Here is a 15,120-nt window from a genome sequence, read left to right as displayed (position 1 = left end):
GCGGCGGAACGCGGGTTCCTTGCCGCCGGACATCCCGCCCGCTTCAAGATGCGTGTTGTATGCATCTTTTTCATGATGTTTCGGCAAGCATTTCGCCACCGTGATGCAGATCAAGAAACGGGACGCTCGCCGGTGAGGCAACTTGTCGCTATCGCTGCCCGCCGGCTTCGGTCGTGTGTTCGTTTTCGGCATCCGTGCATTCGATGCCCCAGTCGCCGTATCGATACCAGTCGTCGCCGAGCAGCTCGCTCGGGTGCTGCGTGCGGCTGGAGCCGTTGCCGCAACGCATCGCGCGCGTCGGGCAGTAGTTGTCGCATCCCCAGCAGATCCTCTCCGGATGCACGGGATGCAGCGGAAATTTCCTGGCCATCGTGCGTTGTCCTCCCGGTGTCGTTTCGTTCGCTACCGTTCGACTCTAGTGCACCGATGCACACCGGCAATGCGGCATTCTTTCGCAGTGGCGACCGTGCGCCGGCCAGGCGCGCGGAGGCGATTCTCGTAGAAGGCCGTCAGCCGCTCTGTTTGTCCGGGCATGTTCCGTTCGACGCCGCAAGCGCCCTCTTCGGCATCGCTTCGCTGTTCCGCCCGGATGTGCCGGTTGAAATGGACACGATCGCTCCTGCCGAGAAGCGATCCGCCCCGGCCGCATCACGCGCGACGATCGCTCGCCAGCAATCCGTACAGCGCGCTGTCCGACACTTCCTCGCCGACGATCCAGCGTTCGCGCAGCAGCCCTTCCCGCACGAAGCCCAACCGTTCGAGCAGCCGCGCCGACGCCACGTTGCGCGGATCGATATCGGCCTCGAGCCGGTTCAGTCTCAGCGTGCCGAACGCATGATCGATCACGGCAGACGCCGCTTCGCGCATGTATCCGCCGCGCCAGTACTTGCGCTGCAGGCTGAAGCCGATCTCGGCACGGCGGCATTGCTCGTTCGCATGGAACAGCGCGCATTCACCCAGCGTTTCGCCGGTTTCCCGCGATTCGAGTACGCACGCGAAATCCTGCCCGCCGGCGGACGTCCTCAGGTTGCGCGCGACGCGCTCCGCTGCCTGCTCGATGTCCGTCATCGGCGCAAACGAGAAATAGCGCATCGCTTCCGCATCCGACCAGATCTCGAAGAAGGCCTGCGTGTCTGCTTCGCGAAGCGGCCGCAGCACGAGGCGGGATGTATTCAGCGTGACGGGTTCGAACAGCGGCATGGCGGCGGTCGGACGAAAAGCGGGACCGTGAATTAGACCATGCAAGCCATACGCCGACAATTGCACGCGTTCGCATTGCCCCGCGACGCAACCGGGTCGCCCCAGACAAAAAGGCCCGGACATCGCCCGGGCCTGTGCACATCGTCCGTTATCGCCGGCTGCGCTTACGCTTCGAGCGCCTCCAGCACCTTCCCCTTCGTCTCGATCCCGACGAAGTGCACGGTCACCGCCGCGATCAGCGGCACGATGCCGATCAGGTAGAACGCGGGCGCGAGGTTCCCGCCGATGATCGCGTGCGGCACGACCATCGGCGCGACGAACGACGCGATCTTCAGCCATGCGCTGCCGAGCCCGCAACCCGACGCGCGGATGCTCGTCGGATACTGTTCCGGCGTATAGACGTACGCGGTAATGAACCCCGACGCCATCAACCCGAGCGACAGCGAGCAGAAGACCGCGACGACATACACCGACGATGCGTGATAGATGCCCGCGAACGCCAGCGACAGCGCGCACAGCACGAACGACCACACGATCACCGGCTTGCGGCCGAGCTTGTCGACGAGCAGGGCCGACGCCAGCGACCCGAGCACGCCCATCACCGAACCGATCACCGCGAGATTCAGCGCGAGCTGCAGCGGCGCGTGATAGAAGTTCTTGTAGATCGTCGGCAGCCACGTCGACAGTCCGTACTGGATGAACCCGCAGGTCGCCCACAGCGTCGCCACCGCGAGCGTGCGCTTGCGATACGCGGCGCTGAACAGGTCGCTCATCTTGCGCTTCGGATGCTGGCGCACCATCTCGTCGAACGCGGCCGCCTGCGTGACCGGCGGCAGCTCGCCGCGCACCGATGCTTCGAACACGCCGACCGCGCGCCCGGCTTCCGCGAGCCGCCCGCGCGATGCGAGCCAGCGCGGCGATTCCGGCACGAGACGCGTGAGCACGAACGACAGGATCAGCGGCAGCCCGCCGACGAAGTACATGATTTCCCAGCCGAACCGCGGCACGAGCCACGCACCGAGCGCCATCGACACGAGCAGGCCGATCGGGAACACGATCTCGTACAGCAGCACGAACCGGCCGCGGCCGTGCGCGCGCGTGATCTCGTTGATGTACGTCGCGGCGACCGGCAGCTCGCCGCCGAGCCCGAGCCCCTGCAGGATCCGCAGCAGCACGAACACCTCGAAGGTCGGCGCAAACCCGCACGCGATACTCGTGATGCCGATCACGGCCGAGCTCCATGCGATCGCCTTCACGCGGCCGTGTTTCTCGGCCAGCGCGGGAAACAGGAAGGCGCCGATCAGCTGGCCGATCGCGCCGGATGCGATCAGCATGCCGATTTGCGTCGGCGACAGCCCCCATTTGTGAATCAGCAGCGGCAGCGTCGCCGCGATCGTGATCACGTCGAAGCCGTCGAAGAACGTCGCGGTGCCGATCAGCACGCGTGCGCGGATCTGCATCGCGTTGCCGGGAAGCCGCTCGAGCCGCGCGATGATCGCGCCGGGCGTGGAGGCGGCAGCTTCCATCGTGGCGCGTCCGGCCACGACGTTGTCGAAAGTGCTCATGCGGGGTGTCTCCTGGTCTGCCGGTCAGGCAAGCGCTTTGGTCGTGTCCGCCAGGGCTTCCGTATCCACTGCCCGGCCCTGGTTCATCCACTTGCGCGCAAGCTTCAGCTCGCGTGCGTTGTTCACGGCGATGACACCTCTCACATGCCCGTCGCCAAGGAAAAACAGCGTCGCGCGGCGCGCGGCGAGATCGCCGCGCACGACGAGCTGCGCATCGGCCGGCAGATCGCCGAGGATCTGCAGGTTCACGTCGTACTGATCTGACCAGAACCACGGGATCTCCTCGTACGGCGCGCGCACGCCGAGCACGGCTTTCGCGGCCGCGATCGCCTGGTTCTGCGCGTTGGCCCACGATTCGAGCCGCACGCGCCGCTTCAGCCAGCCGTTGTGATGGTTCGCGACGTCGCCGCACGCGAAGATCGCCGGGTCGCTCGTCGCGCCGAATTCGTCGACGACGATGCCGTCGTCGACGGCCAGCCCCGCATCGCTCGCGAGCGACGCGTTCAGCGCGAGGCCGATGCCGGCCACCGCGAAATCGGCGTCGATCGTCGTGCCGTCGGCGAGCGTCGCGCGCACCTTCGATGCGTCGTCCGGCTGCGCATCGAGCGACGCGAGCGCCGCGCCAAGACGCACATCGACGCCGTTCGAGCGATGCAGGTCGAGCAGGAAATCCGACACGATCTGCGGCACCGAGCGGCCGCACAGACGCGGCGCGCCTTCGACCACGACCGCCTCGACGCCGAGCTTGCGCGCGGTGGCCGCGACTTCGAGGCCGATCCAGCCGCCGCCGATCACCAGCACGCGTTGGCTCGCGCGCAGCTTCTCGCCGAGCGCGGCCGCTTCGTCGAGCGTGCGCAGATAGTGCAGATTCGGCGTCCTCACGATCGCGTCCGGCAGGCGGCGCGACGTGCCGCCGGTCGCGATCACGAGGCTGTCGTATTCGATCTCGCGGCCGCTGGCGGTCGTCACCACGCGGCGCGCGCGGTCGATCGATGCCGCGCATTCCGGCTGCCATGCTTCGATATCGAGCGCATCGAATTCGTCCGGGCGCACGACGCGTACGGTTTCGACATCGGCGTCGCCGGCCAGCACGGCCTTCGACAGAGGCGGACGCTCGTACGGCAGGTGCGGCTCGTCGGCGATCATCACGAGGCGGCCCGTGTAACCTTCCGCGCGCAACGTCTTCAGCACCCAGCCGGCGGCCTGGCCGCCGCCGATCACGACGACCGTGCCGGGCGCGGGCTGCGCGGGCGTGTACGTTTCGGTCATGATTTTCGCTCCGTCATGAACTTGCCTTCCGGCGCCTTCGCGTTTTTCTGCCGGCGCGTGTTGCCGTCGAGGCCGCCGTCGACGGCCCATTCGGCGAACACGGTCGGGCCCGGCTCGAATTCGCGCGGCTGCCATTCGGGCGTCAGCATGTCCTCATCGGCGTAGTACTCGATCAGCGCGCCGGCCGGATTCTGGAAGTACCAGAAGTACGCGGACGACACCGGGTGTCGACCCGGGCCGAGTTGCGTTTCCCAGCCGCAGCGGTCGATATGCATGCCGCCGCCGAACACTTCGTGGATATCGCGCACGGTGAACGCGACGTGGTTCAGGCCGCGCTTTCCGTTCGGCAGCGCTAGCAGGAACAGGTCGTGGTGGCCGCCGTGCGGCGCGCAGCGCATGAACGCGCCGCGGCCCGGGTAGCGATCGGACGTCTCGAAGCCGAGCAGTTCGTGATAGAACCTTTCCTGTTCGTCGAGGCAGTTCGTGAAGAACACGACATGCCCGACCTCGACCGGCTCCGCGCGTGCATAGATCGGGCTCGGCTGGTCGACGCGCAGCGTCTGGCCCCACACGTTCGACGGCGAGCCCGTGATGTCGAGTTCGCGCTTGCGCGTGACTTCGACGCGGATCGCCATGCCGTTCGGGTCGATACAGCCGACCGCATCGTCGTGCGAGTAATAGCCGGGCTGGCCGGCAAGCTTCGTGCGCAGCGCATCGAGTTCCTGCTGCGTCGCGACGCCCCACGTGACCTCGCGCAGCGTCGGGCCCGCTTCGAACGCGGGTGGCAGCGCCGGATCGTCGGCGTTGACGGCCAGCACGGTGCAGCCGTTCATCGTCTCGAAGCGCGCGCGCGTATCGTCGTGCTCGACTTCCTTCAGCCCCCAGTCGGCGAAAAAGCGCCGGCAGGTCGCGAGATCGTCGACGCCGTACGTGATCTGCTCGATTCCCAAAATGCTCATTGCGTCATTCCCCTTCGCTCAGTTCGCCCACGGCAGCGGCGCGTCGTTCAAACCCCAGTAGAGGCTCTTCTGCTGCATGTATTCGCGGATGCCGAGACGCCCCTTCTCGCGCCCCATCCCGCTCTCCTTCCAGCCGGAGAACGGCGTGGAAATCGAAAACAGCTTGTACGTGTTGATCCAGACGGTGCCCGTTTCGAGCGCGCGCGCGATGCGCCAGGCACGCTTGTAGTCGCGCGTCCAGATGCCGGCGGCAAGGCCGAACACGCTGTCGTTCGCCTGCGCGATCAGCGACGCTTCGTCGTCGAACGGCATCGCGACGAGCACGGGCCCGAAGATTTCTTCCTGGCAGATGCGCGCGCTGTTCGGCAAGCCTTCGAGTATCGTCGGCTGGTAGAAGAAGCCGTTCTCGCGCCCGTCGCCCGACGGCCGCTCGCCGCCGCACAGCAGGCGGCCGCCTTCTTCCAGGCCGAGCGCGACGTAGCGCTCCACCGATTCGCGATGCTTCGCGGTGATCAGCGGCCCCATCTGCGTATCGGGCCGCGTCGGATCGCCCACGCGCAGCTTGCGTGCCCCCGCGACCAGGCGCTTCGTGAATTCGTCGTATACCGCGCGCTGCACGAACAGCCGCGAACCCGCGATGCACGCTTCGCCCGACGAGCTGAAAATGCCGTACAACACGCCGTTGACCGCGTGATCGAGATCGGCGTCGTCGCACACGATCGTCGGCGACTTGCCGCCAAGTTCGAGCGACACGGGCATCAGCTTCTCGGCCGCAATGCGCGCGATGCCGCGGCCCACTTCGGTGCCGCCCGTGAACGACACCTTCTTCACCAGCGGATGGCGCACGAGCACGTCGCCGATCACCGAGCCCTTGCCCGGCAGCACGCTCAGCACGCCCTTCGGCACGCCGGCTTCCTCGCAGATGCGCGCGAGCGCGAGCGACGCGAGCGGCGTGACTTCGGCCGGCTTGAGCACTACCGCGTTGCCGCCGGCAAGTGCCGGCGCGAGCTTCTGCGCGTCGGATGCGATCGGCGAATTCCACGGCGTGATCGCGGCGATCACGCCGATCGGCTCGTACACGCTCATCGTCAGGTAATCGCCGCGCGACGGCGTCAGTTCTTCGTCGAGCGTTTCGAGGCAGGCCGCGAAATAGCGGAACGTGTTCGCGGCGCTGGCCACCAGCACGCGCGTCTCGCCGATCGGCTTGCCGTTGTCGCGGCGCTGCAGGTTCGCGAGCGCCTCGTGGCGCTGCATGATCAGATCCGCGATGCGGTACAGCACCTGCGCGCGCTGGTGCGGCTTCAGCCCGGCCCAGTCGGCGCGGCGCCATGCGGCATCGGCGGCTTCGACGGCTTCGGCCGCGTCTTCCGCATTCGCCGTCGACACTTCCATGTTCACCGACTGGTCGGCCGGATAGATGCTGGCGTAAGGCGCGCCACGGCCGCGCCGCCACTTGCCGCCGATCAGGATGTTGCCGTCGGGTACCAGGCTCGTATCGAAAGGTGTCATGTCACAAGTCCCACAAATCTGTCTCTGCGCACCTGCCCTCGCCGTGGCGCTGGCAGACGTTCAATAATCCGAATCTCTCGAAGCGCCACTCAGATCACGCAGCGGGCCGCGCGGTTGCGCAGCGCGCGAATCGCGCTGAACGCCGTCAGCGCGGACGTCTTCGGGTTGTCGGGCAACGGCTTGCCGCTCATTTCCAGCGACATCTCGCCGAAGGCGCCGCGCGCGGTGATGCGATGCACGTTGCGCGCGACGGCCGGATCGGCGATCAGGCGCACGCGCGTCGCATCGAGGCCGAGGCCCGCGAGCGCGACGGTCGCCGCGACGTTCGCGTTCTTCGGATACAGCCGCGCGGCGTCGCGCGCAGTGCCTTCGAAGATCACCTTCTCTTCGGCCATCGTGCGCAGGTCGCACAACTCCTCGGCCGGCGTACCGAGCCAGCCGAGCGGCGGCTTGCGGCCGACGTACAGCACTTCGTCGAGGCCGCCCTGCTTCGCGGATGCCAGCGCGTCGATGCCGCCGATCGCGCCCGACAGCAGCGTCAGCGTCGCGTCGCCTTCGTCGGCGGCCTGCGACAGCACGTCGAGCAGCGCGAGATCGGACAGCGCGCCGATCGATGCGACCGCGCAGTCGGTGCCGGCCTTCAGCAGCGGCACGACGTGATCGACGAGCGCACTGTGGCCAGCGCATTCGAGCGCGAACTCGGGGCGGCGGGCCAGTGCGTCGACCGACGACACGACCTCCACCGCACCGCCCAGCACGCCCTGCACCGCGGCGCGCTGGTGGTCGGGCACGATCACGTGCGCGATGCGCAGCGCCGCGTCGTGCTCGACCGCGTGGTACACGGCCGCGCCGATCGCGCCAAAGCCGATCATCGCGACGTCGACGGGTGCGTGCGCGTTACGCATACTGGCGCTCCGACGGCGCTTCCTTCTTCACCGGCGGGCCCGCGAACGACGACGCGAACGAGCCGACCGACAGCATGTCGACTTCGACCATCACCGGCCCTTCCTTCGCGAGTCCGTCGCGCACGATCGCTTCGGCCTGGTCGAGCGACGTGATCCGGTAGTGCGTGAGGCCGAAGCTCGCGCAGAACTGCGCGAAATCGGGCTGGTGCAACTGTACGAAGCAGCGGCGGCCACCGTAGTGGGCGTCCTGGATGTTGCGGATCACGCCGTAGCACTGGTCGTTCATCAGCACGATCATCACGTTCGCGTTTTCCTGCACGGCCGTCACCAGCTCGCCGACGTTGACCATCAGGCCGCCGTCGCCGACGAGGCAGACCGTCTTCGCCGCCGCGCCCGCCAGCGCCGCGCCGATGCCCATCTGAATCCCCTGGCCGATGCCGCCGCCGAGCGCATGCACGCCCGCGCGCGGTTCGAAGATCTTCAGCAGGCGGTTGCCCCACGTGCTGTTCGAGATCGTCACGTCACGCACCCAGTTGTAGTCACGACCGACGGCGCCCTGCAGCGTATCGACGAGCTGCTTGTACGGCCCGAGGCCCTTCGCCACATCGGCGACCGCCTGCTCGCGGGCTGCCGCGAGATCGGATGCGAACTGCGGATCGACCGACAGGCGGCCTTCGAGCAGGTCGGCCAGCTCGGCCAGCACGCGCTTCGAGTCGCCGTGCACGAACAGCTCGTTGCGATAGCCGCGGTTGTCGGCGAGCGCGTCGGCATCGACGCGGAACAGCGGCTGCGGCAGCGCGAGCTTGTACTTCAGCGTCTCGTTGCCGCGCAGGCGCGAGCCGACCACGACGAGTGCGTCGCAGGTCTTGTAGAACGCTTCGGCGGACGCATGCACGTTGAACGCGCCGAGCGTCGCCGGATGATCCTCGGGCAGCACACCACGGCCCTGCACGCTCGTCACGACGCCGAAGCCGAGCTTCACGAGACGTTCGACTTCATCGCGGGCGTGGCGCGCGCCGCCGCCGAGCCACAGCAGCGGGCGACGCTTGGCCGCGAGTGCGTCGGCGAGCTTCGCGACGCGTGCGGCGTCATGCTCGCTCACCGCGACGTGCGCCGGCGCGAGGTCTTCCGGCCATTCGATTTCGGCGGCCTGAATGTCGATCGGGATCTCGACCGACACGGGGCCCGTCGGCGCGGTCTGCGCGATGCGCACGGCTTCGCGGATCGTCGGCAGCACGGTCTCGACCGTGCGCACGCGGAACGCGGCCTTCGAGATCGCGTCCAGCATCGTCAGCTGGTCGGGCGCTTCGTGGATATAGGCGAGATCCTGGTCGAGGTACGGCGTCTCGATCTGCCCGGTGATGTGCAGCATCGCGGTGCCGGCCGTCAGCGCCTCGACCATCGCGCCGGCCGCGTTGCCCGCCGCCGTGCCCGTGCTGGTGAACGCGACGCCGAGGCCGCCCGACACGCGGGCCAGGCCGTCGGCCATGTTCACCGCGCCCGCTTCGCCGCGCGCGCCGACATACCGGATGTTGCCGCGCGAGTTGATCGCGTCGAGGATCGGCATGTTGTGGATCGAGATGACACCGAATGCGGTTTTCACGCCGCACTGCTCGAGAAAGGCGGCAATCAGCTCGCCAACCGTGGTTTTTTTAGACATGCCGTGCAAAGCCTCCAGAAACGTCGATATGGCTGCCCGTCGTGTAGGACGACAGATGCGTTGCGAGATAAAAAAGTGCCCAGGCGGCCTCGTCGGGCTTGCCGAAGCGATTCAGCGGAATGTTCTTCTTGCGCGCGAGCGCCCCCGTCCAGTCCTCCCAGCTTTCGCCGGCTTGCGCCTGCGCTTCAAAGCGGCGGCGCCACTGGCCCGACTCGACGATGCCGATCAGGATCGAGTTCACGCGGATGCGCTGCGGCGCCAGTTCTGTCGCGAGCGACTTCACGAGGCTCAGCACGCCCGCACGCGCCGACGACGTCGCGACCATGTGCGGCTCGGGCTGCAGCGCAAGCAGCGAGTTCACGCAGGTGATCGTCGGCGCCGGCGCGTCGCGCAGCAGCGGCAGGAACGCGCGCGTCGGGCGGATGATGCTGAAGTACTTCAGTTCGAGCTCTTCGCGCCACGCATCGTCGGTCGTGTCGGCGAAGGTCGACACGCGGCCCTGGCCTGCGTTGTTCACCAGCATGTCGGCACGGCCGAAGCGCGCGGACACCGCCTGCGCGAACGCGGCCACGTCGGCTTCGTCGAGCACGTTGCAGCGCTCGGCGAGCAGTTGCGCGCCCGGATATTTTTCGCCGAGCATCGCCGCGGCGCGTGCGAGGCGGTCACTGTCGCGGCCGCAAATCGCGACCGATGCGCCGGCCTGCAGGAACCGTTCGGCCGTCGCGAGGCCGATGCCGGACGAACCGCCCGTCACCACCGCAACCTGCCCGGTCAGTTCGATCTCAATCATCGGAGTCCTAAAGCATTCATAAACGTGTGCTCGTCATCCGAGCGGTAATTGAGCCGCCGCGACAGTTCCGCCGCCGCGCGCTGCACCTTGTCGATCAGACCGTCCGCGATCAGCGCCGCGTCGATCTCCGGCCGCGGCACCGTCACCGTGATGCACGCGACGATCTTCTGCGTCTCGTTGCGCACGGGTGCCGTGACCACCGAGATGCCGCGCTCGAACGACGAATTGCTGACGCCGTAGCCGCGCAGCGCATCCTCGCGGATCGCTTCGTACAACGCATCGACCGTCTCCGGCGTCGCGCTCGTCATCCGGTTCAGCGTGCCTTCCGGGTACAGCGAGCGCAGCTCCTTCAGCGACAGGTCGCCCATCAGCACGTGGCCGTGCGTCGTCGCATACGCGGGCAAGCGGGTTCCGACGTTCACGCGAATCGAGCTGAACACCGGCGACTGGCTCTGCGCCTTCGCGACGAACACGACGTCGCGGCCGTCGCGGATCACGATGTGCGTCGTGAAGCCGGTCGCGTCGCGCAGGCTCTCGATCACCGGCAGGCCGAGATCGGTCAGCTCCAGCGAGCTCAGGTATTCGAAGCCGAGCCGCAGCACGGCGATGCCGAGCTTGTAGTTGCGATCCTTGTCCGCACGCTCGAGGAAGCCGAGCGATTCGAGCGTCTGCAGCAGACGGAACACCGTCGTGCGCGGAATGCCGAGCCGCTTCGACAATTCGGGCGCGCCGAGCACTGGCTCGCGCGGCGAGAATTCGGCGAGAATCCGCAGCCCGCGTTCGAGGCCCGGCACCACGTAGCTGGCCTCGGCCTTCCCGTTTTCGGGTTCTTGTTGCAGCGGGTCGCTCATGATGCCTCCCGCCGGGCCGCCCCGAGCTTAGATGGACATGCTCTCTGGGGATGGGGGGGCTGCGCCCCCCCAAGCGAACGATAGCGAGCGTGGGGGGCGTTCATACCAGCCCCCACTGCGTATCGCACTGACGGCAGAACGTGTCGATCAGTGCGGAATAAACGGCCGGCGCTTCCACGTACCCGGCATGACCGGCTTGCGGAATCACCTGCAGCCCGACGTGCGCGGCCGCGGCGATCCGCTCGCATGCGGCGGGCGGCGTGATCGCGTCGTTCGCGCCGACGGCCACGGCCGTGCGGCCGCGAAAACCGGCGAGATCGGTCGCAAGATCGGCGTTCGCAAGCAGATGCGTGGCCTGCGCGTAGCCTGCCGGCATGATGCGTGCCATGTTCCAGCGCACCCACGCACGCGCATCCTCGCTCGCGAAACCGGACAGCATGTTGCCGCTGCGCTGCTCGGCGAGCCCGGCCGGGCCGAGTTCCGCGAGCATCGCGAGCCGCGCGTCGCGGCGCGATTCGCGCGTTTCGGCGGGCGCGCTGCCATAGCCGCCGGCAGGCGACACCAGCAGCAGGCCGGCGATCCGCGCGGGCATCACGCGGGCAAGACCGCCCGCGACGATCGCGCCGAGCGAATGCCCGACCAGCACGCAGCGTTCGATGCCGAGTGCCTCGAGCCACGCGTTCAGCGACGCCGCGTAATCGGCGGCGGCCGGCGACGCGCCGTGCACGGGCGTCGACGCGCCATAACCGGGCGCATCCCACGCGAGCACGCGCCGCGATGCGCCGAGCGCGTCGAGCTGGCGCACCCACGATGCGGCGCCCGAGCCGATCCCGTGCAGCAGCACGACGGGCAGCGCGCGGCCCGCATGCTGCGCGCCGGCCTCGCGATAACCGATCGTACCCGCCGCGCCGGCCGCACAACGCTGCTCGGGAAACCGCCCGAGCAGCGCGGCGAACGCCGCGGTGCGGTCGCGTTCACGTTTGTCGATGACACTCATTGCTTCACCGGCTCCGTCTCAACGCTTGATCTTCGCGAGCGGCGAATCGGGCGGATACGTCGGCGTGATCGGCTTCGGCGAACCGAGCATCACGCACATCAGCGCGTCTTCCTCGCCGATGTTGATTTCCGTGCGATACACGCCGGGCGGCACCGAGATCAGGTCGCGCTCGCCGAGGATCGCTTCCCACGTCTCGCCGTCGCGCTCGCAGATCACCTTCATCTTGCCGCGCAGCACGAAGAAGATTTCTTCCACGTCGATATGGATATGGCTCGGGCCGATGTTGCCGGCCGGGATCACCATCGTCGAGAACGTGAAGTTGCCGGCCGGCACCGTATTGACGTCCTTCGCGACGCCCGTGCCGCCGGTGCCGACATAGCGCATCTGCGCACGGCGGTACTTCGGGTCGTAGTCGGCCTGGAACTTCAGTGCGTCCCAGTCGTAGCGCCGCGTCGCGTAGCGCGCGACGCGCCCTTCCATCCAGTCGTTGAAGCTTGCGCCTTCCGGCTGGTCCCACGACTTGCGTTCGAGATCGGCGTCCGCCATCGTCCTCTCCTTCATTCAGAGTGAAAACATCAATTCATTACGAAGCCGCCGTTCACCGGCAGCAGCTGGCCCGTCACGAAGCGCGCGCCGTCCGACAGCAGGAACAGCACGGGGCCCGTCACGTCGTCGGGCACCTGCGCGCGCGTCAGCGCACGGCCCTGCATGTAGAACGCGTGGCGCTCGGCCGGCACGTAGGCGGTCGCCTCGACTTCGGTCAGCCCCGGCGCGATCGCGTTGACCGTCACGCCGTGCGCGCCGAACTCGCGCGCCTGCGCATGCGTCATCGCGATCACCGCGCCCTTGCTCGCGACATACGCGAGCAGCTTCGGCGCGCCCCACAGCGCGGTGTCCGATGCGAGGTTCACGATCGCGCCACGGCCCGACTTCGCGAGGTGCGGCAGCGCCGCATTGCTGACGAGCCACACGCCGCGCACGTTCACGTTCATCACGGCGTCCCACGTCGCGACGTCGAGCTCCGTCGACAGCTTGCCGCCCGAGTTCGTGATCGCCGCGTTGTTGATCAGCGCATCGATGCCGCCGAGCGCCGTCGCACCCTGCGCGACGAATGCGTCGACGCTCGCAGGATCGGCCAGGTCGAGCCCGAAGAAATGCGCAACGTGGCCGGCTTCCGACAGTTGCGCGGCGAGCGCACGACCTTCGTCGGCCAGCACGTCGCCGAACGCGACCTGCGCGCCCGCGGCGACGAGCGCCTTCACGAACGCCGCGCCGAGGCCGCGCGCGCCGCCCGTGACGAGCACGCGGCGCCCCGCGAGCGACACGACCGGTGCGAACTCAGCCATTCGCGGGCTCCGAAGCGGCTTGCGCCGCGCGATGCGCGTCGAGCGCGGACAGGTGTTCCTGCGCACGCTGGCGCAGCATCCGGCGCACACGCGTGATGCCGACGTCGTGCTGGTACAGGTATTCGTGATCGCGCGCTCGCGGCGCGAGGCTTTCTAGGACGTAGCGGTCCTGCTCGAGCACGTCCCAGTGCAGCCCTTCGAGGCGGTTGCGGTACATGAAGCGCCACACGTCGCGCTGCCAGCCGCTGACCTTGCGCGTGCGCCAGAAGTAGACCTGGCAGTTGTCGCCGTCGACCGGCGTCGCGAAGCCGATGATCCCGAAGTTGCCGCCCGGGCCGAACTTCTGCTTGTACGGAATCGCGAGGCGCATCCACAGGCAGCCGGTTTCGCCGAGTTCGACCCAGTCGAAGTTCACGTCGCGCTGGCCGATCTTCTCGAACATCAGGCCGGTTTCCGTCTTGCGCACGCGCATGTCGGCCTGCTTGTCGCCTTCGGCCATCGAGTGCGACGTCGCATGCAGGTACGCGCCGTGCATCGGGTCCATCACGTTGTCGATCGCGTACTGGTAATTGCACTTCCAGTTCGACACGCACAGGAAGTGGCCGTATTCGTCGGTGACCAGTTCCTCGGGCAGATTCAGCGGCGCCGGCTCGCCGTGCGCTTCGTCGCCGAACCACAGGAAGATCGCGCCGGCCTTTTCCTCGACCGGATAGGACTTCACGCACTTCATGCCTTCGAGCGGACAGTTCGACACGGCCGGCACACGGTTGACCGTGCCGCCGCCGTCGACTTCGATGCCGTGATACCAGCACGCGATGCTGCCGCCGAGGTTCCAGCCGAGCGACAGGCGCGCGCCGCGGTGCGGGCAGCGATCCTCGAGTGCGTGGACCTTGCCGTCGTGATCGCGCCACAGCACGATCTGCTCGGACAGGCGCGTCAGGCCGACAGGTGCGTTCGACACCTGCCAGCTCGGCGCGACGGGATACCAGTAGTTCTTGATGCCGCGGTCGAGATAGTCACGGACCGGGTCGTGTTGGGAAGCGTGTTGTGCGGGGGACGTCATCAGTGTGCTCCGGATGCGGTTGTCGTCGGATCAGCGGATCGCGCGCTCGGCGCGGTCATTCCGCGAGCGCGGCCATTTCGGCGCGGAAGCGCTCGGGTGTCCACGGCGTGCCGTCCGGTGCGCGGAAGCCGATGCGGTTCAGGCCCGCGACGACGTCGTCCAGCTCGGTCGCGCCGGCTTCGAACACGCGTTCGAGCGCATCGCCGAGGTCGTTCTCGTACTGGGTCGGCTCGGCCTTGCGGTTCTGCCAGATCCGGTTCTCGACCTGACCGGGGATCTCGATCTGCCCCTTGCCGGCGACGTTGTTCGGCTGCGGCGCCACCCACGGCTTCAGGAAGGGATTGAAGTTGACGGTCGCTTCTTTCATGTCATTCCACCTTGATCTGGATTTCCTCGCCGGCGAGGCGCACCGCGTACTGCTTCAGCGCGCGTCCGCCCGGACCCTTCAGGCATTCGCCCGTCCTGATGTCGAACACGGCCTCGTGCAGCGGGCATTCGACCGTACCTTCGTCGACGAACCCCTGCGTCAGCAGCGCGTACGCATGCGGGCACACGTTCTCGAGCGCATACACGTCGTCGCCGACGCGGTAGATCCCGATTTCGACGCCGTCGGTCCGCTTGAACTCGATCGGCGTGTCTTCCGACAGCGCGCCGGCATGTCCGGCGCAAATCCATTGTTCAGACATCTCACACCCTTCCTTCTGATCGACTCTCGGTTTGTTCCTTTCTTGTTCCATATTAGGAACGTCAGTTTATGGATGGTGATTATAGGAGCGACTTTCCACGAGTAAAACAAAAAGCTGCATGCCCTAGGGAAAACACCGACCGACGGGTCAACCATTGCGCGCGCCCATCCCATCAAATGTGATTTTTTGTTTTGTAGCGGGGAGTTATGCCCTTTTTACGGGCTTCGCGCAGCAGTGCCGAGCATCGTCCGGGAACCCATCCGTCCCGAAAAATTTATTTTTGATCACGCGCTTGACGCCTCTATACTCCATTCCATCAG

General features: G+C 67.3%; 16 protein-coding genes. All 16 read right to left on the bottom strand.

The window, feature by feature from the left end:
- Positions 1-148: 148 nt before the first annotated feature.
- The gene (locus DM992_RS31245; protein ID WP_111019991.1) at positions 149-370 is read right to left on the bottom strand and encodes a DUF3079 domain-containing protein; all 222 of its coding nucleotides are present in this window, start codon (positions 368-370) and stop codon (positions 149-151) included.
- 278 nt (positions 371-648) lie between these two features.
- Positions 649-1,200, bottom strand: a complete 552-nt coding sequence (locus DM992_RS31235) for a GNAT family N-acetyltransferase (protein ID WP_111019990.1) — start codon at positions 1,198-1,200, stop codon at positions 649-651.
- A 164-nt stretch (positions 1,201-1,364) separates the two neighbouring features.
- A complete protein-coding gene (locus tag DM992_RS31230) occupies positions 1,365-2,765 on the bottom strand; it encodes an MFS transporter (protein ID WP_111019989.1) in 1,401 nt (466 codons plus the stop codon).
- Positions 2,766-2,789: 24 nt separating this feature from the next.
- Positions 2,790-4,034: an FAD-dependent oxidoreductase gene (locus tag DM992_RS31225; RefSeq protein WP_111019988.1), complete on the bottom strand. Its 1,245-nt coding sequence runs from the start codon at positions 4,032-4,034 to the stop codon at positions 2,790-2,792.
- Positions 4,031-4,993: a VOC family protein gene (locus DM992_RS31220; RefSeq protein ID WP_111019987.1), complete on the bottom strand. Its 963-nt coding sequence runs from the start codon at positions 4,991-4,993 to the stop codon at positions 4,031-4,033. The genes DM992_RS31225 and DM992_RS31220 overlap by 4 nt, the downstream gene beginning before the upstream one ends.
- Positions 4,994-5,011: 18 nt before the next feature.
- The gene (locus DM992_RS31215) at positions 5,012-6,502 is read right to left on the bottom strand and encodes an aldehyde dehydrogenase (protein ID WP_111019986.1); all 1,491 of its coding nucleotides are present in this window, start codon (positions 6,500-6,502) and stop codon (positions 5,012-5,014) included.
- An 89-nt stretch (positions 6,503-6,591) separates the two neighbouring features.
- Positions 6,592-7,407, bottom strand: a complete 816-nt coding sequence (locus tag DM992_RS31210; RefSeq protein WP_111019985.1) for an aspartate dehydrogenase — start codon at positions 7,405-7,407, stop codon at positions 6,592-6,594.
- Complete coding sequence (locus tag DM992_RS31205; protein ID WP_111019984.1) at positions 7,400-9,067, bottom strand: thiamine pyrophosphate-binding protein; 1,668 nt, start codon at positions 9,065-9,067, stop codon at positions 7,400-7,402. The genes DM992_RS31210 and DM992_RS31205 overlap by 8 nt, the downstream gene beginning before the upstream one ends.
- Positions 9,060-9,857: an SDR family oxidoreductase gene (locus tag DM992_RS31200; protein ID WP_111019983.1), complete on the bottom strand. Its 798-nt coding sequence runs from the start codon at positions 9,855-9,857 to the stop codon at positions 9,060-9,062. Before DM992_RS31200 ends, DM992_RS31205 begins: the two co-directional genes overlap by 8 nt.
- Complete coding sequence (locus DM992_RS31195) at positions 9,854-10,708, bottom strand: IclR family transcriptional regulator (protein ID WP_111019982.1); 855 nt, start codon at positions 10,706-10,708, stop codon at positions 9,854-9,856. Before DM992_RS31195 ends, DM992_RS31200 begins: the two co-directional genes overlap by 4 nt.
- Positions 10,709-10,808: 100 nt before the next feature.
- Positions 10,809-11,705, bottom strand: a complete 897-nt coding sequence (locus DM992_RS31190) for an alpha/beta fold hydrolase (protein WP_111019981.1) — start codon at positions 11,703-11,705, stop codon at positions 10,809-10,811.
- 18 nt (positions 11,706-11,723) lie between these two features.
- Positions 11,724-12,251: a cupin domain-containing protein gene (locus DM992_RS31185; RefSeq protein ID WP_034180369.1), complete on the bottom strand. Its 528-nt coding sequence runs from the start codon at positions 12,249-12,251 to the stop codon at positions 11,724-11,726.
- 29 nt (positions 12,252-12,280) lie between these two features.
- Positions 12,281-13,051 (bottom strand): SDR family oxidoreductase, encoded by a 771-nt coding sequence (locus tag DM992_RS31180; RefSeq protein ID WP_111019980.1) that lies wholly within the window; start codon positions 13,049-13,051, stop codon positions 12,281-12,283.
- On the bottom strand, positions 13,044-14,114 hold the full coding sequence (locus DM992_RS31175) for an aromatic ring-hydroxylating dioxygenase subunit alpha (protein WP_111019979.1): 1,071 nt from the start codon (positions 14,112-14,114) through the stop codon (positions 13,044-13,046). The genes DM992_RS31180 and DM992_RS31175 overlap by 8 nt, the downstream gene beginning before the upstream one ends.
- 55 nt (positions 14,115-14,169) lie before the next feature.
- Positions 14,170-14,481 carry a recombinase-like helix-turn-helix domain-containing protein gene (locus DM992_RS31170; RefSeq protein ID WP_034180372.1) on the bottom strand — a complete coding sequence of 104 codons (312 nt, stop codon included), beginning with the start codon at positions 14,479-14,481 and terminating at the stop codon, positions 14,170-14,172.
- Position 14,482: 1 nt separating this feature from the next.
- Positions 14,483-14,800 (bottom strand): non-heme iron oxygenase ferredoxin subunit, encoded by a 318-nt coding sequence (locus DM992_RS31165; RefSeq protein ID WP_027789384.1) that lies wholly within the window; start codon positions 14,798-14,800, stop codon positions 14,483-14,485.
- Positions 14,801-15,120 lie beyond the last annotated feature (320 nt).

This window comes from Burkholderia sp. JP2-270 (assembly GCF_003233675.1).
Classification (GTDB): Bacteria; Pseudomonadota; Gammaproteobacteria; order Burkholderiales; family Burkholderiaceae; genus Burkholderia; species Burkholderia pyrrocinia_C.
The sequence above is the reverse complement of the archived record's forward strand: the minus strand, read 5'-3'. Positions and strand labels throughout refer to the sequence as shown.